Below are 21487 nucleotides of genomic sequence, written 5' to 3'. Positions count from 1 at the left end.
CGGATCAGGCGGGGATCATGATCCTATTGTCTGTTAGGTCAGATCAACGATGACCTCGGTTCATTCCCGGCGGCCACGACCGTTTCGCGTGAACCAACAACCTCTTGGAGCCGACTACATGAGTGCCGGGATGGTTCCATCGGGCGCGTACTTTGGCGCGTCAGGAGAGGGCGATACCGGGCGGACTTGTCGGTCATCCCGCCGATGGCTGGCTCGGATTTCGGTTGTTTCGTGCTTGACGACCTGAAGCGCCGGTTGCGCGGATCGTGCGGTCAACGAAGGAGTTTAACGCCCACATGGGCCAGCTTACCCAGGATACCCGCCTTTGCGAGCTCAAGACCCCCCTTGGCAAGGACGTTCTGGTTTTTGTCAGGTTCGAGGCCTCTGAAGGTCTGAGTGAACTGTTCGAATATCGTATCGAGTGCCTCAGCGAGGACGCCGATCTCGACTTCGATCGCGCAATCGGCCAGCAGTGCACGCTCACCATCAAATTGCACGGGAAGGAGCGCGAGTTCAGCGGCATTCTCACGGAAGCGCAGTGGCTCGGGGTCAAGAACGACTATTTCAGTTACCGGATCGTGCTGAGGCCCTGGTTATGGCTGCTGTCGCGCACCACCGATTGCAGGATTTTTCAGGACAAGAAGGCGCCCGACATCATCAAGGAGGTCTTCAACGAGCGCGGCTTCACGGATTATGAGTCCAAGCTTACCGAAGAGGGCTCATGTCCAAAGCTCGAGTACTGCGTTCAGTATCGCGAGACCGATCTGGATTTCGTATGCCGGCTGATGGAACAGCACGGCATCTACTACTTCTTCAAGCATGAGGGTGGCAAGCATACGCTGGTGCTGGCTGACTCCAAGTCCTCGCACAGCCCAATCAACGGTCTCGCAAAGATCCCCTATATCCCGCTGACCGGATCCGACCGTCGCGAGGAGCAGCATATTTATGAGTGGGTTTCCGAGCGCCGGTTTCGCACCGGCAAGTTCGAGCTTAACGACTACAATTACCAGAAACCCAACGCGCAGATGATCAGCGACGCCAAGGGCTCCGAGCACTACACGCGATCCGAGATGGAGTTCTACGACTATCCCGGCAAGTTCAAGGAGAAGTCCGACGGCGAGCGATACGCCAAGATTCAGCTCCAGGCCGAGCAGGCGATGGATCGGCGCCGCCGCGGCAACGGCGACGCCGTCAGCCTGTTCCCCGGCGGACTAACCAAGCTCGAGAAGCACTCGAAAGACTCGCAGAACGTTGAATATCTCGTCGTACGAGCAGCTCACTCGTTTTCCATCGAGTCCTATCGCACTGGCGGTCCCGGCGACGGCGGACAGCACGTCTACTTCGGCAGCTTCGAATTTCTGCCAAGCGATCGGCCGTTTCGATCCCCCATGATGACGCCGAAGCCGAGGATCAATGGTATCCAGACGGCCAAGGTCGTCACCAAGGACGACAATTCGAGCGAGGAAATCGACGTCGAGTCGCTGGGCGAAATCTATGTTCGCTTTTTCTGGGATCGAAAGAAGAAGCGGTCGTGCCGGTTGCGCGTGGCCCAAGTCTGGTCCGGCAAGCGCTGGGGCGGTCAGATCATCCCGCGCGTCGGGCAGGAAGTGGTCGTGGAATTCCTGGAAGGAGACCCCGACCGGCCCTTGGTGATCGGCACGGTGTATAACGATGAATACAAGCTGCCCTACGATCTGCCGTCCAAGAAGACGATTGCGGGATTGAAGTCCGACTCGACCAAGGGAGGAGGCGGTTATAACGAATGGAACTTCGAGGACAAGAAAGGGTCCGAGAAGATCACCCTGCACGCCGAAAAGGACTACGACGTAACGGTCCGCGACACCGAGACCAGGACCATCGGTGAAGCCGCGTTCGGTGGCGATACCCGCAAGACCACACTCAAGAACGGCAATGACAAGCTTGATATCGAATTGGGTGGTCAGCACATCAAGCTGGCGATGGATCAGTCCGTCAATGCAGGGCTGAGCATCACGCTCACGGCCAATGTCAACATCACCCTCCAGGTTGGTCCCAGCCAGATCATCCTGACCCCCGCCGGAATCGTCATCAACGCCCCGACCATCACCATGACCGCGCAGGCCGCCATGGCACTTGCGGCCGGCGGCCCGTTGGTTGCCCACGGCACACCAACCATTGTCGGCTGACGGCCATGGGTCAGGTTCGGTTCAGCACAGTCCGCGATCTGTTCGAAGCCTATCCGCTGGCGCGCTACGACGTCGGCAAAGCCTCGCCGGACAAGTTGTCGCTGGATTTCCTGCAGGAGGCCGCTGATGCAGGCAACTGGCACCAGGCTGTATCCTTCTGCGCGTATCTGCTCCCCAGGCGCGTGGCCGTCGCCTGGGGATGTCGCTCGCTGCGGCAGATGTTCGACCATTTCGACGGCAACGAAGGCAGGTCGCTCAGCTTTGCGGAGACCTGGGTCCGGCAGCCAGACGAGCAATCGCGTAACAAGGCGTTGGCGGTCGGCAATGCCAACGATCCCGAGCAGCCGGCGACTTGGCTGGCGTTGGCGGCGGGCTGGTCTGGCGGAAGCGTGGTCCCAGCGGAATTTGCCCCGGTCGAAGCCAAGCCAGATCAGACGGCGCGGGCGGTTCGCGCAGCTCTTTTGATCGGACTTTGCCGGCTTACCCGTGAGTCCAGGGACCGGATAATGACGGCCTGCCTGGAGGATGGTATTCAGTTGGCACGCGGCGAACCGCGCCCTCTGCGCTGACGAGACGATGTGATGGTGCTTCGCTTCAACATCGAGAACGAGCCCAACCTCCCCGATGGCGGACCTGTGTCATTTACGGTCACCGGAAGGCGTTCGGTCGATATAGGCCGCGATCGTCATCTCGATTGGACACTGCCCGATCCGTCTCGGATGATTTCGGGGAAGCATTGCGAGGTCCATTTTCGCGACGGCGGCTACTGGTTGCACGACGTCTCGACCAACGGCACGTTTCTCAATGGGGCCGACCAGCGCATACGGGGAGCGCATCGGCTGCGCAATGGCGATCGGCTTGTCATCGGCCACTATGTCATTGGCGTTTCGCTGGACCTGGACGAGCGTGCCGAGGGCACTCCCAGCCATGGCGCGCAGCAGCAAGCTCCGCTCGCGCAGCAGCACGCCGATTACCAGGAACTGTGGGCTCCCGGTCGCGACGTGCCGCCGCCAATCGACCCCCAGCAGTTGAGAAAGCCGCGCGAAGCAGCGCGGCCCGTCAATGCGGAATTCCTGGACTGGGCGGCGAGCGTTCCGCCGGCGGGCGTCGACCCCGTCCGGCATTCGCCGCAGATGCCTCAACGGGAGCCGCCTCTGCACGACGACATGAGCTGGGCAGCCGGTCCCGCCGCCACGCCCAAACCGCCGTTCGACGTGCTGCACGCGATGCCGACGCCGCGCCGACCATCGGTCTGGGCCGAGGATGAAGCGGCTGTCCCGCCACCGCCGGCGGCGCCACCGGCAGGGCATGCGGGAGCGCCGCGGCCGCAGGTGGCCGAGCCGGCACCGGCTACGGCCGCGGCGATCGGCAATCCCGAGTTTGCGCGCCTGGTGGCACGTGCTGCCGGACTGCCGGACAATTTCTTTGCCGACAAGACCGAGGCCGAACTCGCGGAGCAGCTGGGCATCATCCTGCGCATGACCGTGGAAAACCTGATGGCTCTGCTGCAGGCGCGGACCCAGGCCAAACAGCTGACGCGCAGCACCAGTCAAACCACCATCCAGGCCATCGAGAACAATCCGCTGAAATTCTCGCCGACCGCGGAAGACGCGATGCGTATCCTGTTCGGGCCGCCGACGCGCAGTTACCTCGATGCGCCGCATGCCTTCGCGCAGGGCTTCAAGGATCTCAAATCCCATCAATTGAAGACCTATGCGGCAATGCAGCATGCCGTCAGCGGGCTGATCGCCAGCATCGATCCGACGCTGATGGCGCGCGAGCTCGAGCTTCAGCGCGGCGCAAGATCCTTTTTCGGCTCGAACAAGAGTAAGTTGTGGGATGAATTCCTGACGCGCTGGAAGGCGCATCTCGGTCGCGACGAAAGCGCGCCGATCGATACCTTCATGCTGCATTTCTCTGAATATTACGACCGCGCGGACAAGTCGGGGTCAAAGTGAACTGTCGGTGACTATGCCGTCGCCGATCATTGCCAAGTGGATGCAGGAATGTCCTGGTACAGCAAAGTTTTCTGGTCGGAAGGTCTGTTTCTGCGGCCGCATCATCTGCAGCAGAACGATCGCTATCTCGAGCATCTGCTGGAAAAGCGCGTTCGTTACACAACACCGTACCCGTGGGGCTTTGCTCAGCTCGAGATCGACAACGATCTTACTCAACAGAGCAAATTCGCCGTGCGCAGTGCGACCGGCGTCATGCCCGATGGAACGCCGTTCGATATCCCTGCTGACAGTCCGATCCCGGAAGCCATCGAAGTGCCGGATTCGGCCGCAGGCCAGATCGTCTGGCTGATGATGCCGGTCGCGGCGCCCAATACGCGGGAGGTGGATGAGGATCGCACCGACAGCGCAAGTCGTTACGTTCGGACTTCCGAAACGTTCATCGATTCGACCTCGGCGCTGCGCATCGAAGAAGAGATTGACATTGTCTATCCGCGGCTGTCGTTCGAGCTGCGCAAGACCAGCAAGCCGGGGTACATGGGTCTCGGCATCGCCCGCATCCTCGAGGTACGCGACAAGAACATCCTGTTCGACGACAAATTTGTGCCGCCAATGCTGGTCTGCGCCGCGCATCCGGTCGTCGATGGCTGGCTCAATCGCATCATTGGCTGGGTTGAGACCAAACTCGACGAGCTTGCACGCTACGCGGTCGACCCTTCGTCCGGCGGCGGTTTGCAGAGCGTCGATTATCTGGTGCTGCAGGTTCTGAACCGGACCATTCCCGTGCTGACTCATTTCAAGCGGTCCGGCAGCGTACATCCCGAGCGGCTGTACGAAGAGCTACTGAGGTTTGCCGGTGAGCTTGCGACCTTCGCGACGACCGAACGACGTGCGCGGGACTACCCGGCATATGATCACGACAACCTCGAATACGTCTTCACGCCGCTGGTGCGCGACATCCAGGATTTCCTGAGCGCGCGGTTGGGCAGGCGGGCGATCCGTCTGGAGATCATCGAACGCGCCCAGAACGCCTTTGTATCGCCGATCCGCGATCGCGCATTGTTCCGAAATGCGACCCTCGTGCTGGAGGTCGCCGCGCGGCGGCCTCTGGTGGAGATTCAGAACGAATTCCCGCACCTGTTCAAGGTCGGGCCCAACACCAAAATGACCGAGATCGTGCACGCAAACCTGCCGGGTTTGACCTTGGTGCATTTGCCGACGCCGCCACCGCACATCCGAGCCATCACAGACCACGTTTATTTCTACCTCGATCGCAAGTCGCCGCTGTGGCCCGAGTTCAGCACTGCGGCCTCGATCGGGATGCATTTTTCCGGCGACTGGCCGGAGCTTGAGTTGTACCTTTGGGCCATCCTGGAAGAGCGGCCATGACCGACAGGGACAAGCCGGTTAATCCTTTCGGTCGGGGTGAGCGGACCATCATCCGTCCGAATCCCGGCGGGAAGATGCCGCCGGCTCCGGCTCCTCAATCTCCGGCGGGCGAGGGACCTGCAAGCCGTCCAGCGTATTCGCCATCGCCCGTGGCTTCGCCTGGTGCCCCTTCGTCGCCGTCATTTTCTCCTGTACCGCAGAGCGCAAGCTACGCCGCCCCGCCGACCAGCCAGCCGTCCGAGGAATGGATTTCGACACCGGCGCAGGCTCAGGCGCCGCAACTCTTGCCGCCCGGACCGCCCTTGCGGGTCGACGATCTGGTTGCGCCAAATGCCAATCCGGTGATGCGCGCCGGCGGCCCTTTGCTGCAGTTGCTTGGCCGGCTGCGAGTAGCGTTGATGCGGGCGTCATTCGCGAGCCTGATGGAGCAGGTCGCCGACGCCATCAAGTTCTTCGAGAAGGATATCCGCTCGGCCGGCATTTCCGAGCACCAGGCCAATACGGCGAAGTATATCCTGTGCGCTACCGCCGACGATATTGTGCAACACATTCCGACCGATGACCGACACGTCTGGGCCCAATACTCGATGCTCAGCCGGTTCTTTGGCGAGCGCGTGGGCGGCGTTCGCTTCTTCGAGATCCTCGACCATTTGAAGACTGATCCGCTGGTCAACTATCCGGTGCTCGAACTCCAGCACGCCTGCCTTGCGCTCGGGTTCCAGGGCATTCACCGGACGTCGCCGGGCGGGCTTGCGAACCTCCAGGTGATCCAGCGCAACCTCTATGAAACGCTGCGCCGGGTTCGGCCCAAGCCGACCAACGATTTGTCGCCGCACTGGCGCGGACAGGCCTTGGCCGGTCGGCGGAAGCACTTGCGTATTCCCGTTTGGCTGGTGGCGGCCGTGGTCGCCGCGCTGCTGACGGGATCGTATTTTGTGCTGCGGACGTTGCTGGCTGGCCGTGCAGAGAATGCTGCGGAAGTCGCGCTGGCATTGCATCCCGGCGATCCGATCGAGCTCAAGCGCCGGGTCGTTGCGCCGCCGCCACCTCCGCCGCCACCCCCGGACCGCATCACCCAGCTGCAGCGGATTCGCAACGCGCTTGCACTGGAGAAAACGGCCTGCGCCATGACTGCGGATCAGACGGCGAGCTTCATCGTGATCAGGGTCTGCGATCTCGCATTGTTTGCCTCGGGCCAGGCAACCATCCTGGATGGTTTCAAGCCGATCGCGGCCCGGGTTGCGGCGACGCTCGACAAGGAGCCCGGCCGAATCCGGGTGGTTGGCCATACCGACAGTTCGCCGATCCGCACCGTGCGTTTCCCCTCGAATTTCGAATTGTCGGTCGAACGCGCCAAGGCGGTTGCCGCCGCGCTGAAACCCGGCCTGGCCGACGGTTCGCGCGTCGACGTCGACGGCAAGGGATCGGATTCACCAATTGCCAGCAATTCGACACCCGAGGGACGTGCCAAGAACCGTCGGGTCGAAATCTTCATCGAACGTAGCGAATAGGCGGACGCCACAAGCTCACGCGATAAGCGACAGGTACCGGTAAATGCTCGCTAAGGACATTCTACGCATCGTTCTCTATGGAGTCGGGCTCAGCTCGCTTGGGGCGGTGATCTACCTTGCCGGTCCCTTTATTGCTTTCGGCGACTGGCATCCGTTGGAAAACCACATCATTCGCCAGATCGCGATCCTGCTGCTCGGCGCTGCGGCAGCAGGCGTCACCGGTCTTCATTTCTTCAAGCGACGCAAGAATGCCAAGGAAATCGCTGACGGTGTCAGCGGTGCGGATCAGGCCGTCAGCGACGAGCCGGTGCTCAAGGAGCGCATGAAGGATGCGCTCTCAACACTTAAGACTGCGAGCGGCAACAAGTCCGGTTATCTCTACGATCTGCCCTGGTATGTAATCATCGGCCCGCCCGGCGCCGGAAAGACCACGGCGCTGGTGAATTCGGGGCTCAAGTTTCCGCTCGCGCGAGGGGCAACGCCGGCGGCGATCGCCGGGGTCGGCGGCACTCGCTACTGTGATTGGTGGTTCACCGAGGAAGCGGTGCTGATCGATACTGCCGGTCGCTACACAACCCAGGATTCAAACAGCAAGGCCGACAAGGAAAGCTGGATCTCCTTCCTGGATATCCTGAAGAAAACTCGATCGCGCCAGCCGATCAACGGCGTTCTCGTCGCAATCAGTCTGGAAGACGTGCTGACGCTGCCGAAGCAGGAACTCGCGCTTCATGCCGATGCCATCAGGATGCGGCTCCTCGAACTGCATCAGCGGCTGAAAGTGAGTTTCCCGGTCTATGCGCTGTTCACCAAGGCCGATCTCGTCGCCGGTTTCACCGAATATTTTGCGTATCTCGGCGAAGCCGGCCGGCGCCAGGTCTGGGGCGCCACTTTCCAGACCGCCGACAAGACCCAGAACCTGGTGGGGCAGGTCCCGGTCGAGTTCGATCGCCTGTTGGAGCGCCTGAGCGAGGAAACGCTCGACCGTCTGCAGGACGAGCCGACGCCGCAGCACCGGGTGCAGTTGTTTGGCTTCCCGGCGCAGATGGCGCGGCTCAAGCCGCAGATCCACGATTTCCTCAACCAGATTTTTGAGCCGACGCGATATCACGTGAACGCCAATCTGCGTGGGTTCTATTTCACGTCGGGCACTCAGCAGGGTACGCCGATTGATCAATTGATCGGATCGCTGGCGCGTACATTCGGCGCGGAGGAAGTCGGTGCAGGAGCCTATTCCGGAACCGGCAAGAGCTATTTCCTCGCCGATTTGATTTCGAAGGTCATCATCGGCGAGGCTGACTGGGTTTCGACCGACCGTGCTGCGGTGCGCCGCGCCCTGATCCTCAAGACCGCGGCGCTGTCGGTGATCGGTTTGGTGGCGATCGGACTGATCGGTGCGTGGCTGACCAGCTACAAGCGCAACTCCGACCTGATCGAGCAGAGCTTGCAGGCGGACAGCGAGTATGCCGCCGCCGGTGCGCCGCTCATCAAGCAAACGCTGATCGCCGATCACGATCTCGACAAGGTGCTGCCGCTGCTCTATCGGCTGCGGAACGCCCCTGCCGGTTATGCCTCGCGGAATGAGCCGGTAGCACTTTCGGCGCGCTACGGGCTCAGTCAGCGCGCGCGCCTGTTGTCTCCCGCGAAGGCGGCCTATCACACCGCGCTTGAGCGCATGTTCAGGCCTCGGCTGCTGTACCGTTTGGAAGAGCAGCTCAATGCGCGCATCGCCGAGCCTGCCTTCGTCTATGAGGCGCTGAAGGTCTACCTGATGCTCGGCGGCCTGCAATCCCCGGACCGCGAGCTCATCCGCTCCTGGATGCAGCGGGACTGGGCGGATAACCTCTATCCTGGCGCGACCAACGCGGAAGGTCGGCGTCTGCTCGATGAAAATCTCATGGCAATGTTCGACCTCGAAACCGAGCAACCGCCGCTGGTCGAGCTTGATGGCCGGCTGATCAAGCAGGCGCAGAATTCATTGGCGCGCCTCAGCGTCTCGCAACGTGCCTACGAGTTCCTGAAGTCAGAGGCTCGTGGATCGACCGCCGGCGACTGGATCGCCAGCCGCCGAGGCGGTCCGGACGTCGCAGTCGTGTTCGAAACCACGACTGGGCAGCCCCTGGACAACGTGCGGGTGCCCGAGTTCTTCACCTATAACGGCTTCAATCAGAAGTTCATCGCTCGACTGCCCGGATTGTCGGAGCGCATGAAGCGGGAGCGGTGGGTCTTGGGTGACGCCGGCCAGCAATCGGCAATTGACCAGCAGTATGACAATCTGGCTGGGGATCTGCTCAGCATCTACTCCAATGATTTTGTAACGGCGTGGCGTACTGCGCTCGGCAGCCTGCGTCTGAAGAAATTGCTCGCCGACAAGCCGAAATACGAGGTGCTGAGGTCGCTTTCGGCGCCGACCTCGCCGATGCGGCAAATCCTGGAATCGGTGCGCGATGAGACCATGCTGACCAAGGAACGCCCGAAGCCGGCGAGCACCGGAACGCCGGCCGTGCCGCCTGCGGTGACCACGCCGGCGCTGTTCAACAATGCCCAGGATGGTACACCGGGCGCGACGATTGAGTCGCAGTTCAAGCCCTACCATGCAGCGCTTGAGGGGGAGAGCACCCGCCGGCCGATCGACTCGACGATCGCAAACCTGAACGACATTGCGCAAAATCTGACGCTGATGATCGAGAATCCGCAACTGACGGCGCAAGCAACTGCGGGGCTTCAGACCCAGGTTGCCGCGCTGCGCAACAATGCCTCGCGTATGCCGCCACCATTTTCAGATATGCTGCGGGCGGCAGCCGCGGAGTTCGAAGGCAGCATCGCCGCCTCCACGGCCGGTCAAATCCTGCAGTCGTTGCGCGATCAGGTCACGCCGGTCTGTCAGCAGACGGTGACCAACCGCTACCCGTTTGTACGCAGCAGTGGTCAGGAAGTCCCGCTCGCTGATTTCGCGAAGCTGTTCAGCCCGAACGGCATCATGGACAAGTTCTTCACCCAATTCCTGGCGCCTTATGCCGATACTTCGCGCTCGGACTGGGTCTGGCGGAAGGAGAGCCCCGTCGGACGATCGTTCTCGCCCGACACGTTGAAGCAGTTCCAGAATGCCGCCTATATCCGCGATGCCTTTTTCCAGACCGGCGGCGGCGTGCCGGCAGTGTCCTTTGCGATCCGACCGCCGGCTGCGGCCGGACCGGGCATCACAGTCAAGACCGAGATCGGTGGCACGACGATCAACAGCCCCACAACACCAGGACCAGCCGCAGCTCCCTCCATGTTTGGCGCGCCGCAACCCGCTGCTCCGTCGCCGCCGCAGCGCAATTCGCCGACGACGGTCCTCTGGCCCGGCCCATCGCCGCGGACGGCAATTTCGGTCAGCAACGAGTCCGGCTCGCCATCCGTACTTGAGCGCATCGGCCCCTGGTCATTGTTCCGAATGCTGGAGGCCGGCTCGCTGGTTGCCAAGGCGGAAACCGCCAGCGCAACCTTCATTGTTGCCGGACGTGAGCTCAACTATCAGATTTCCACCGGATCGTTGCGCAATCCGCTAAACCTGTCAGTGCTCCGCGAGTTTCGTTGCCCGACCGGAATATGACCATGAGATGCGGCTTATTCGGCAAGATCGGCGCGAAGCGTGATTTCATCGCGATCGCGACGCCGCGCAGCTTTCTGGAAGTCTGGGAGCCGTGGGTGCAGGCTGCCATCTCCGCGAGTCGCCATCAACTCGGCTCCGCCTGGCAGGAAGCATTCCTGACCGCGCCGGTTTGGCGGTTCTGGCTTGGCGGCGCGATCTGCGGCACCACCGTCGCAGGAGCGATCATGCCTTCGCTTGACGGGGTGGGGCGATACTATCCGTTGACGTTGCATGCGGTGCTCGATGGTGACGCCGCGCTGCCGCCGCCGAACATCGATCCACAGGACGAGTGGTTTGGGCAAGTGGAGACATTCCTGCTCTCGACCCTGGATCGGGCGGCGACGTTCGAGCAGATTTCCGATGCGCTGGATCGTCTCGCGCTTCCGCGTCTGCGCGCGTCGGGGACTGATGGACCGTCAATCGTGTCGCTGAGCGACGCGACGCTGGGAATGGTTTCGACCGTCGATGGGTTTGCCGAGTCGTTCGGTACGCTTTGCGGCGCGAGCCCTCAAGTCTATGCCGCGGCTAGTTTCTGGTGGACCGCCGGAGGCGAAGGGTTCCCGCCGATCGCACTCTGTTGCCGCGGATTGCCGGATCCGTTTCACTATTCCACGCTGCTGACCGGCGACGTCAGCCGCGCGGTATCCGGGACGGGATGACGCGCGATGGTACACGTCCCCTCCTTGTTCGATGTCGGTAGCGTCACTCATGCCGGACGGGTGCGGGCGCGGAACGAGGATTCATGTCTGGTAAGAACCGACGTCGGCCTATGGGCGGTCGCTGACGGCATGGGCGGTCATGAGGCAGGCGATCTTGCCAGCCGCATCGTGGTGCAGTCGCTTGATGCGATCGCCGCGCCTGACTCCGCGGCGGACCTGTTGGCGCAATGCGAGGCGCGTCTGTTCAGCGCCAACCAGCAGATTCTGGCACTCAGCGAGGCAAGGCAGGGTGCCACTGTCGGGACCACAACGGCAGTCCTGCTCGTACGCGACGGCCATTATGCCTGCATATGGGCGGGTGACAGCCGGGTGTACCTGATCAACCGCCACGGCATCACACAGGTGTCGCACGATCATAGCGAGTTGGAGGAACTGATCGCCGGCGGCGCGCTATCGCGCGAAGAGGTCCAGGATTGGCCGAACAATGCCATCACCCGGGCTGTCGGCGTTGTCGCCGACCCCGAGTTCGAGGTGGTGACCGGTCCGGCCGAACCGGAAGACGTCTTCGTGATTTGCAGCGACGGCTTGACCCGACACGTGCAGGATGACGAGATTCAGCAGCACGCAGCCACTCGCCTTGCCCAGGCAGCCTGCGACGACATGCTTGCGCTCGCGCTCGATCGCGGCGGGCTCGACAACGTGACGATCGTGATCGTGCGATTGCTCGCGCCGCGATCCTCGGAGACCACGAGGACGCCGCTCGATCGGGAGCCGCGAGCATGACCGCGAACGATCCGTTTCGATCATCCTACCGCGGTGTGCCGGCCGGCACCCGGCTCAACGGCATCTACGAGATCGAAGCGATGATCGGGGCAGGCGGTATGGGGGAGGTCTACCGATGCCGCGAGATCCAGACCGGATCGCCCGTTGCGGTCAAGATGTTGCTGCCCGACATGGTCGACAACGAGGCGGCACTTGCGCTGTTCCGCCGGGAGGCGGCGGCACTTCACAATCTTCCGCATGAAGCGATCGTTCGCTACTTCCTGTTCACGGTCGAACCCGTGCTGCAGCGCCCCTATCTCGCGATGGAATTCGTGAATGGGCGCTCGCTGTCGAACATGCTCGACGATGGGCCGCTGACCTTCGAAGCGCTGATCAAGTTGATGCAGCGGGTCGCATCGGGCCTGCACGCCGCTCACGAGCACGGCATCATCCATCGCGATGTCTCCCCCGACAACATCATTGTGCCGCTCGATGATGTAAGGCGGGCGAAGATCATCGACTTTGGTATCGCCCGGTCTACCCAGATGGGTGACAAGACCATCATCGGCTCCGGCTTCGCCGGCAAGGATAATTACGCATCGCCGGAACAGGTCGGCTTGTACGGCAATGATGTCACCGCGAAGTCCGATGTCTACAGCTTTGGTCTCGTGCTGTTCCAAGCCTTGACCGGGCAGAAGCTCGATATGGGCGGAAGCCAGTTTCAACTGGTCGAGAAGCGCCGGCGTGTGCCCGATCTCGGCGCAGTGGATATGCGTATCAGGCCGCTTCTCGAGAGAATGCTGCAGCCGGACCCGGCCTTGCGCCCGACCATGGCGGAGGTCGCCAACTGGGCGCCGGCGGCTTCGGCTCAGCCGTCTGCCGCACCGTTCCACGGCTTCGATCCGTTGGGGAGGCCGGAAGCCGGGACGTCTGCGCAGCTGGAGCGGGCGCCATCAACCACGCGGAACTCTCCCCGCGTCTGGCTCGGCGCCGGCGTCGCAGCGATGCTGCTTCTGCTGGGGGGCGGTGGGTACACCTTCTATAAATTTGTGTGGTCGTCATCGGGTCAGGCGGCCTTGCCGCCACCGCCGAAACTCGCCGCGACACCCGCGCCGCCGAGGATCGAGCCTGCTCCGCCACAGCCAGCACGTCAGGAGCCGGTGAAGCTGCCGCCTCAGCCGACGGTGACGCCGTCTTCGTCGCCCGATGGGCCGGGTCGAGCCGAGCGCATCCGCAGATATGTCGCCCAATATGCGGGCGGCGACTGCTTCTTCATCCTGCCTGTTGCAGTGAGCTCCAGCGCGGCCGTCATTGAAGGCTTCGGCGCCTCGACCGCCCCGTTCGATACCTTCGACAAGGCGTTTCGAAAGGAGCAGGGATTTGAGGCTTCGGTCGGCGTCAGGCAGGTGAATCAGGCACAATGTCCGGCCGTCAAATTCTTGAGTCAGGTCGGAAGCGATCAAGCGCGTGCGCCGCGCATCAACCTGTCGGCGACGGAACTGAAGGCCGGCGAAACCCTGAACGGGACCATCGAGAATTTTGCCAACCGGGTGGTGGAACTGCTCATGGTCTCGGATCGCGGCGAGGTGCAAAGCCTGTCCTATCTCCTGAAGCCGGGCATCGACTCGCTTTCTTTTGCCCTGCCGATGGCGCGCTCAACCGGTCCGCAGCTCCTGTTGGTCGTTGCGGCCCCGCGTGTTCTGGACTCGCTGCGCCAGCCGCGACCGATGGCGGCCGACACATTCTTCCTGCAAGCGATCAGCGAAGCTCAGCGCGGCAATGTGACCCTCACGGCGGCCGCACGCTATGTGATGCTCACGAATTGAGCTGCTCGTCAGAACTTGCCGATCATCAAGATCTTCAGGTCGGCATCCGGCTTGAAGTCGCTTGCCGTGAATTGACGCGAGTTGCTGGCAGATGACGGCTTGAGCCGTCCCGGACAAAAACTGACCAGACGGTCGTCGCCGCCCGGATCGATCGTCAACGTGAAGGACCGGATTGGACCCGCCCAGTTCGCACCCGTCTTGAGCACGTAGGAAATGCGCCGCTCCTGCAGCTTTGCCGCGTTGTCCTGGCTGTTGCCGGTGCGCTTGTCCAATTCGGCAAGGAACGCATCCGTGACGCAATACTCTTTCCTGTACCGCTCGACTTCCGGACCTAGCGCTGCGCTGCGACGCAGACCGGAGCGCAGGACCGTGTCAGGGCTGGAGCCGACGCTCGGGCGATACTGATGTTCGACGATGACGGTACGCGCGGGTGGAAATACTTGCTCGCGAACAGCTGAAGTCTTGGTTATCCAGCCGGGCGTGTATTGCTGGCGGCCGTTGTCGCTCATGCCGGCAGGCATCAGAAGGCCATCATCGATCAGCTTTGTGTGGGTTGTCGCCGGCAGGTCGGCCACCCGGATCTCCCGATCACCGAGCGGCAGCAGGGATAGCTTGAACTGACGGAGAAGGGCCGTGACATCCCTATTGCCGACCATGGCGCGCTGGTCGATGGTCAGCGGCACCGGGTTGCCGTCGATCCTGGTCTCGAACTCGACGAAGTTGACCGGATTGCTCGATGGAAGCGCAATGTTCTCGGCTTCGGACAGGTCGATGTCGGGCAGCGGAAAAGCGACAGTGAGCGCAACCGGCTTGCTCGTCTGGTTGACGAATTGGTAGCGAACGTTGACCTTGTCCAGCCCGATACGAAGCTCCTCGCTCGCCATGGTCACATCCTTGGTGCGAACGAATTGCAGCCCGCCGATGGACAATTCGGCGGCGGAATCGTTTGCCCGCGCGGGCCAGCTGGTTGCGGCCAACAGGGCGATCATTAGGGCTCGCGACCGCAACGACAGCCCGCTTAACGCACCATTTGCCATGCCGGCCTCCATGCGGCGCCGCAGCGTCTGCCCGTGTGGGGTCAATCGATCGCCTGGTAAAGCTCTCCCCATTCCGGCTTCCAGACGCCATCCCGGTCGCAAACCACGATCGCGAGCTTCATGTCATTGGCTAGCCGGATTGCGCCGCGAAAGGCGTCCTGGGCCGGCATATGGGCGCTGACCTGGTCGCTGCTCAGGCGTCCCCCGCTTGCGGCGGCTGGCAACACGATCGACCCGGAGGCGCCCCCATCGTCGCGCCTCAAAACCAGAGTAATCGCGTCGGGCTGGATTTCGCTGACTTGCTCAAATCTGTTTTTGGCCATGATTTTGCACTGCAAGCTGAAGGAGTTCGGACTATCACCGTCCAGTGAAAGAGTTGAACGGGATTGGGGTTGCTAGCCACTAATTGACGCTGCGCTCGCGCAGTCTTGGATTAGTCGGACTGACGCCGCATTCGGTTCGGTTACATTGAGGCGGATATGTTTCGTCGATCTAGCTGGATCTGGCTTTCTATCGTCGGCGCGGCCTTCGCTGCAACCGGCGCAAAGGCCGACGATGCCGTCGTGCGAAGCTTTGCCGGTGGTTCGGCTGCCTCCATGGTAGGGATCGTCCCGGCCGGCCAGGACGTCGAACTCGGGGGCCCGCAAGCGCTCAGCGCTGACGGACAGGGAAACCTGTTTGTGCTTGATCAGGTCAACGGCCGCATTCTGCAGTTCGACCCCAAGCAACCGAACACTGCGCCTGACATCCTGAAGATGCCTGGCGATGTCCAGCCCACCGACCTCGTCGTCCGTAACGACGACATCATGGTTTGGGACGGCGGCGTACGGATGCTGAAGGCGGCACCGGGACAGTCCACGCGCGGGGTAGGCGGAGACGTGATCCAGCTTGAGGAAGTTTCGTCCCGCGGCACGGACGACCAGGTCGCCGTTTCGGCCTTCGCCCAAATGGGCTCGCAGGCGCTGAGCAGTCCAACCGACTTGCTCGATCAGAATACCCGCGCGGCCATCGTAAGGACGACGCGACAGCCCGACCGGCAGTATATCGCCTCGCGCAGCAAGGGATCGGTGATCGCTGATATTATTCCCGACAAGGGCAATGCCAGCGTTCGGGTCGAAATCCAGACCATGGTGTCCAACGAGACCATCGGTCAGCTCGGCCTGCGTGTCCGCAACCAGCTCGGCACCGTGGAGTTTCTCGAGATCGACAACAGTGATCGCTTCTACTTGCTGGCCGAGGACATTCCGCCGTCGGGCAAGAATGCCGCCACATTCGTTGCACGCTATGCCGCGAACGGACGCCTGGAGGGCATCTACGAGTTGCCTTTGGAAAACACGCCCGTGACCCGGCGGTTCGTCACCGTCTCAGGCGATGGCGATGTTTATTTTCTGCGTACCAAGCCGGAGGGGGTTGAGGTGGTTGGTGTCGGCTTCCGGCCCATGGGAAAGGTATCCGTCATTGACGTCCGGCCATCGCGCACTCCGGCCGCGCCGGCGGCGCAGCCGGATATCAAGTTCAATGCGACTGCCGCCGTGCGGCCGTCCAATCGCCAGCAGGCGATCGAGACGGCCTTCGCCTTTGAGGGCGTTCAGTGGAAGCTGACACCGGCGAACTACGGTAACGATCCCGACAGCCAATGCTCCGGTTTCAGCCGTATTCGCCGGCCGTGGTATCTGCAGGGCAAGGTAAACCAGGAAGTGCGCGGCGTGCCCTATTGCTGGGGTTGCCACGGTTCGCTCGCGAACTTCCGGCAGCGGATCGAAAGCGGGACGCTGGCGGGCAATGTCTGCACCCGCAACGAGCCACGGCCGGATGTGGCCGGCGTCGACTGTTCGGCATTCGTCAGCGCCGCGTGGGGACTTTCCGTCCACTACACGACCGCCGCCATCCCCGCGATCGCCGCACCCGTGACTAACCCCTGGGACCTCAAGCCTGGTGACGCCCTGAACAAGCCGGGTTCCCACGTGATGTTGTTCCTGCGGTTCACGCCGGATCGCAAGGCGGAGGTCATGGAATCCTCGACGGGCGGCTGCAACGGTCGCGTCTGCCGCAACGTCTATCCGCTGGCAAGCCTGCTCGCGCGCGGCTACGTTCCGGTCCGCTTTCGCGCGTTCGCAGATGATCAGACGACTGTTTCCGCGAACGCCTATCAGGAGACCGAGGCGCCAGCAGGCCGCAAGACAGCGAACAAGCGGCGCTGAACCTGGGGTCTCGCTAGGGCTACAGATGAACATGGATCGCTGCCTGCGGGCTGGTTTCTGGAGGTCCGGACGGCATCCTGCCGCTCTACCTTACCGGTGTGGTTCCAGGGCAGACCTGCTTGATATCGAGGTGGATCACGATGCGAAGGCTCAAGGGCTTTGATCAAAAGACCGGTTGGCTGTGTAGCGCCATCCTGCTCGCTACGTTGGTCGGCCTGCCACTCCAGCGCGCGCATGCGGCGGGAGAACTGTCGATAAGTAACCCGGACGGTGCGGCCCTCCGGGCGCTCGTCATCGGCGTCGACGACTACCAGCATGTACGCAAATTGAAGGGCGCGGTCGCCGACGCCAATGACATCGTGTCCAGCCTGAGGACCATGGGCGTCAGCGATGTGGTCGAACTGACCAATGCAGAGGTCGATAGGGCAAGCGTGCTGCGTGAGATCAGCTCACTGGTGGAGCGGACAAAGAGCAACGACCTCATCTTCCTGTCGATCGCAGGTCACGGCACGCAGGAGCCGGAGCGCATCAAGGGCTCCGAACCCGACGGAATGGAGAACGTGTTCCTGCTGCCCGAATTTGCTACCACGCCGGCCGGATCGGCCGAGCGCATTCTGGGAAGCGAATTCAACCATTTCATCCGGCAGTTCGAATTGCGTGGCGCGAAAGTGATCTTCGTTGCGGATACCTGCCACGGCGGTGGAATGGTGCGCGATATCGATCCCCGTGCGGCAGAGATGAGCTTTCGACAGGTGCCGCGCTACACGCTGCTGGTTGATGAATTGAAGCCGGTGTCGAGCAGCGACGATCCGAAGTCCGAACTCGATCTCGACCACACTGCGTTCATCGCCGCCGTCGATCGAAACACCAAGGCGCCGGAAGTGCGGATCCCCGGCATCGATGGCCTGCGCGGCGCACTGAGTTATGCCGTCGCGCGGGCAGTGGAGGGCAACGCGGACATCAATCACGATGGCAAAGTGACTCTGAAGGAGCTTTTCAGCAATGTTCGGCAGGTGGTCTATCAACTGTCCGACCAGCGCCAGAACATCGTGACGGTATCGTCGCCGACACAGAGGCCGGAAACCGACGTCGCCTTCGAACTGACGCGCGGCGTGGTGCTGATCCAGGGGACGGCCGCGAGAGCTGCCTCCGGTCAGGCTGCTACCGTCACGCCCGCCGAAAAACAAACCCCCACGCCGCCGGCCGTTACGGCCACGTCACAAACCGCTCCAACCGGCGTCGCCGCGACCGGCCCGGCCGCGCCCAGTGCCGCGCTGCCGCCCTTCCGTCTCACCACGCCGATCCGTTTGGCGGCGCTTGACGGCAAGATGAACTATTTCGCCAGCGTCAAGCCGCAGGATGCCAGTGTGCAGGCCGTTCAACCAACTGATAATCCCGACCTGATCTGGGACCCCGTGTCGCATGACGTCATCGCCTGGGGCGATGTGGTCGCCTATGGTGTTGACGTTGCTGGCTTGACGACAGTGGTCAACCGAACTGCAGCCATTCGGGAGCTTAAGCGCATGGCGACGCGGTCGCCGCAGGTGATGCGTATTTGGCCGGATGATCGACAGCAGCGCAGCGGCCAGACCGTCGAGGTCGAATTGTCCGACGTCGGTTCACGAGCGGTGCTGCTATTCAACGTGTCGGGTGATGGAACTATCCAAATGCTGTATCCGGTGGGTTCTGATGCCGCGCTGGCGCGATCGGCAAATCTGCGGCTGCCGCTTCGGGTAGGTGAGCCGTTCGGTGCCGAGCAGATCGTTGCGGTGACCTCGCAGCAGCGGATGGTTGACCTGGAGACGGTCCTGATGCAGCTCAACCGGCGTCGTGCCTCGGGGCAGGTCATCAAGAGTCTGGAGCGCTACCTGCCGGCGGACGCGCGGATCGCGTCGATCGGCTTTTTCAGCGTTCCCTGACAAACTTGGGAAAGCAGGTCATGTCGCCAGCGGAACTGGTTTGCCGCAAGCAATCATGGCTCGCGATCGTGCTGGTGCTGGCGGGAAGCGAGGTCGCGTGCGCGGCGCCGCTGCCGTCGGCATCTCCATCTGCAGGTGCGACGAACGCTCAATCGGTCCGGCGCGTACAGGCCCCGCGCGGCCCGGCAAATGCTGCCAGCGTGTCGCTTGAAATCCTGCCGGGTCCAACTGTCAACATTGGCAGCAAGGTGTCATTCGGCGTAACCGCCAGGAAGCCTGGGTATCTCATGCTGGTGGATGTCGATGCGGAAGGGCGCATGTCCCAGATCTTTCCGACTGCCGAGCTATTGGCACAGTCGGTCGGAGCCGACATGAATCTTGTCAAGCCGGGCGTCCAATTCATTGTTCCGACCCCGGCGGCACAGCAACGTGGATTTGAGTATGTCGTCGCGCCGCCGGCCGGGTCCGCTGTGATCGTTGCGATCCTGAGCGAGCGGCGTGCGCAATTGCTCGATTTGCCAGACATTCAGCGCAAGCTTCAGGGGCCGGCCGACACGTTGAGCTATCTGTCGGACTGGACCAGTCAGCTGCGTGTACCGGACAGCGGCAGCGGAAAACTGGTGCCGAACAATTGGTCGTTCGACATCAAATCATACTCCATCAAGTAGGTAAGCGATCCCGTTGCTACGGCTTGCTCAGGCGGCTGAAGCAACCGCCCCGCGCGATCATGTGGTGAATGTCCTGGTGGCCGAGGCTGACGTTCAGCTTCTTCAATGCAGGGCTCTGCGGCTGAGCTCCCTTGCCCTCAATCGTCGCCAAACCACGCTTTACCGATCGCGGAAGAGACGGCGGCCCTTCCACGATCTCGGGCGCGCCGCCGTGCATGCCGTCCTAGCCCGTCTTATTCGTCAGAGTGCGCCTGAGAGGCTGGCGAGCGTGGTGTAAAGCGCTGATGCGGCGTAGGATTCGGTTGCAAAGCCAACCCCATCACCTCAACCGCGAACGCCAGGCCCGCCATGACCGATGATACGATTCTGCCCTTCTCGTTTCCAGCCGTTCACGCCAAGAAAGTCACAGCTGCCTTCGATGGCGGTCGGCTGACCTCGAACGGGGGCGTGATGCTTCTGGCGATGGCCGAGCGGCGTCTCGGCTTGGCCGACAATTTGGCCCGGGTGTTCCCGGATCGGCGCGATCCGACGCGGGTCGTGCACAGCCTTGTCGATATGTTCCGCGCGCGCATGTTCGCGATCTGCTGCGGCTACGAGGACGCCGACGACCTCGATCATCTGCGGTCCGATCCCGCATTCAAGCTGGCCTGCGGACGGCTGCCGGACACGGGTCGCGATCTGTGTTCCCAACCGACGCTGTCGCGGCTGGAGAATGCTCCGCGCCTGCGCGACGTGATCCGACTGACCTACACTTTGGTCGACGCATGGATGGATAGCTACCCGCGCGAGCCGGCATCCGTCACGCTCGACATCGATGATACCTGCGATGTCGTCCACGGCCATCAGCAGCTCTCGCTGTTCAACGCTCATTATGACGAACGCTGCTTCCTGCCGATCCACGTCTACGACACGGAGAAGAGCCGGCCCGTGGCGGTCGTGCTGCGGCCCGGCAAGACGCCGGGCGGCGTCGAGGTGCGTGCCCACCTGCGCCGCCTGATCCGGCATATCCGGACGCGGTGGCACAACACGCGAATTACGTTCCGTGGCGACGGGCACTATGCCCGGCCGGAGGCAATGGCGTGGTGCGAGACCAACGGCATCGACTACATCTTCGGTCTGTCCGGCACCAAGCCGCTCGCCAGAAAACTCGACGAGGCCGCCGACGACATCCGCACGCGACGCGCCATCGAGAACCTGCCGGTTCTGCGTGGCTATACCGAGACGCGCCACAAGGCCAAGTCCTGGGATCGCGAACGGCGTACCGTCGCCCGTATGAGGCGACGATGCTCGGCCTCGACATCCGTTTCGTCGTCACCAGCCTCGATGTCGGCTCGGCCGAGTGGATCTACGACAGCCTGTATTGCGCGCGCGGCCAAGCCGAGAATCTGATCAAGCTGCATAAGACACAGCTCGCCTCCGATCGCACCAGCTGCCGTTCGGCGCTCGCCAATCAAGTCCGCCTCGTTCTCCACACCGCCGCTTATTGGCTGATGCTGACCGTGCGCGACGCGATTCCCAAAGCCCGGGAATTGGCCACAGCCGAGTTCGCGACGCTGCGTCTTCGTCTCTTGAAACTCGCTGCCCGTGTCGTCGAGACCACGAGCCGCATTCGCCTTGCGTTTGCCGCGGCATGTCCCGAAGCCGACCTGATCCGCGGCTTGCCAGGCGCGCTGCTGCCGCTCGGTCCTTGACCGGCGGGGCGTCCGCCCCCCGTTCGCCCAACCTACACCTCAAGCGCGTTGCAAAGTACCGGTCGTCAGGCGG

The 21487-nt window shown here is 62.4% G+C and carries 14 protein-coding genes and 1 pseudogene; 13 read left to right on the top strand and 2 right to left on the bottom strand.

Annotated elements, in window-relative coordinates:
- Nucleotides 1-296: 296 nt before the first annotated feature.
- From HAP54_RS43555 to HAP54_RS43515, 9 genes are all read left to right on the top strand, one after another.
- Nucleotides 297-2165: a type VI secretion system Vgr family protein gene (locus HAP54_RS43555; protein WP_166297552.1), complete on the top strand. Its 1869-nt coding sequence runs from the start codon at nucleotides 297-299 to the stop codon at nucleotides 2163-2165.
- 5 nt (nucleotides 2166-2170) lie between these two features.
- On the top strand, nucleotides 2171-2734 hold the full coding sequence (locus HAP54_RS43550; RefSeq protein WP_166297550.1) for a DUF6931 family protein: 564 nt from the start codon (nucleotides 2171-2173) through the stop codon (nucleotides 2732-2734).
- 12 nt (nucleotides 2735-2746) lie between these two features.
- A complete protein-coding gene (gene tagH, locus HAP54_RS43545) occupies nucleotides 2747-4123 on the top strand; it encodes a type VI secretion system-associated FHA domain protein TagH (RefSeq protein WP_166297548.1) in 1377 nt (458 codons plus the stop codon).
- Nucleotides 4124-4171: 48 nt separating this feature from the next.
- Nucleotides 4172-5509 (top strand): type VI secretion system baseplate subunit TssK, encoded by a 1338-nt coding sequence (tssK, locus tag HAP54_RS43540; RefSeq protein WP_029080206.1) that lies wholly within the window; start codon nucleotides 4172-4174, stop codon nucleotides 5507-5509.
- 284 nt (nucleotides 5510-5793) lie between these two features.
- On the top strand, nucleotides 5794-7020 hold the full coding sequence (gene tssL, locus HAP54_RS43535; protein ID WP_339156811.1) for a type VI secretion system protein TssL, long form: 1227 nt from the start codon (nucleotides 5794-5796) through the stop codon (nucleotides 7018-7020).
- Nucleotides 7021-7063: 43 nt separating this feature from the next.
- Nucleotides 7064-10612 carry a type VI secretion system membrane subunit TssM gene (gene tssM, locus HAP54_RS43530; RefSeq protein WP_166297544.1) on the top strand — a complete coding sequence of 1183 codons (3549 nt, stop codon included), beginning with the start codon at nucleotides 7064-7066 and terminating at the stop codon, nucleotides 10610-10612.
- Complete coding sequence (tagF, locus tag HAP54_RS43525; protein WP_166307009.1) at nucleotides 10609-11310, top strand: type VI secretion system-associated protein TagF; 702 nt, start codon at nucleotides 10609-10611, stop codon at nucleotides 11308-11310. Before tssM ends, tagF begins: the two co-directional genes overlap by 4 nt.
- Before the next feature lie 6 nt (nucleotides 11311-11316).
- Nucleotides 11317-12093, top strand: a complete 777-nt coding sequence (locus HAP54_RS43520; RefSeq protein WP_166297542.1) for a PP2C family protein-serine/threonine phosphatase — start codon at nucleotides 11317-11319, stop codon at nucleotides 12091-12093.
- Nucleotides 12090-13898, top strand: coding sequence for a serine/threonine-protein kinase (locus HAP54_RS43515; protein ID WP_166297540.1), 1809 nt, complete (start codon nucleotides 12090-12092; stop codon nucleotides 13896-13898). The genes HAP54_RS43520 and HAP54_RS43515 overlap by 4 nt, the downstream gene beginning before the upstream one ends.
- 8 nt (nucleotides 13899-13906) lie before the next feature.
- Here HAP54_RS43515 and HAP54_RS43510 read toward each other — a convergent pair whose 3' ends face one another.
- Nucleotides 13907-14887, bottom strand: coding sequence for a DUF4424 domain-containing protein (locus tag HAP54_RS43510; RefSeq protein ID WP_166307007.1), 981 nt, complete (start codon nucleotides 14885-14887; stop codon nucleotides 13907-13909).
- An 89-nt stretch (nucleotides 14888-14976) separates the two neighbouring features.
- Nucleotides 14977-15258: a hypothetical protein gene (locus tag HAP54_RS43505; protein ID WP_029080213.1), complete on the bottom strand. Its 282-nt coding sequence runs from the start codon at nucleotides 15256-15258 to the stop codon at nucleotides 14977-14979.
- A 156-nt stretch (nucleotides 15259-15414) separates the two neighbouring features.
- On the opposite strand from HAP54_RS43505, the gene HAP54_RS43500 reads away from it, so the two are divergent.
- From HAP54_RS43500 to HAP54_RS43485, 4 genes and pseudogenes are all read left to right on the top strand, one after another.
- On the top strand, nucleotides 15415-17136 hold the full coding sequence (locus HAP54_RS43500) for a hypothetical protein (protein ID WP_166297538.1): 1722 nt from the start codon (nucleotides 15415-15417) through the stop codon (nucleotides 17134-17136).
- A 140-nt stretch (nucleotides 17137-17276) separates the two neighbouring features.
- Complete coding sequence (locus HAP54_RS43495; protein WP_166297536.1) at nucleotides 17277-19055, top strand: caspase family protein; 1779 nt, start codon at nucleotides 17277-17279, stop codon at nucleotides 19053-19055.
- A 20-nt stretch (nucleotides 19056-19075) separates the two neighbouring features.
- Complete coding sequence (locus HAP54_RS43490) at nucleotides 19076-19723, top strand: DUF4384 domain-containing protein (protein ID WP_166297534.1); 648 nt, start codon at nucleotides 19076-19078, stop codon at nucleotides 19721-19723.
- 348 nt (nucleotides 19724-20071) lie between these two features.
- Nucleotides 20072-21414 (top strand): annotated as a pseudogene (locus HAP54_RS43485) (IS1380-like element ISBdi2 family transposase).
- Nucleotides 21415-21487: the final 73 nt, after the last annotated feature.

Source organism: Bradyrhizobium sp. 2S1, from assembly GCF_011516625.5.
GTDB lineage: Bacteria > Pseudomonadota > Alphaproteobacteria > Rhizobiales > Xanthobacteraceae > Bradyrhizobium > Bradyrhizobium septentrionale.
The sequence above is the reverse complement of the archived record's forward strand: the minus strand, read 5'-3'. Positions and strand labels throughout refer to the sequence as shown.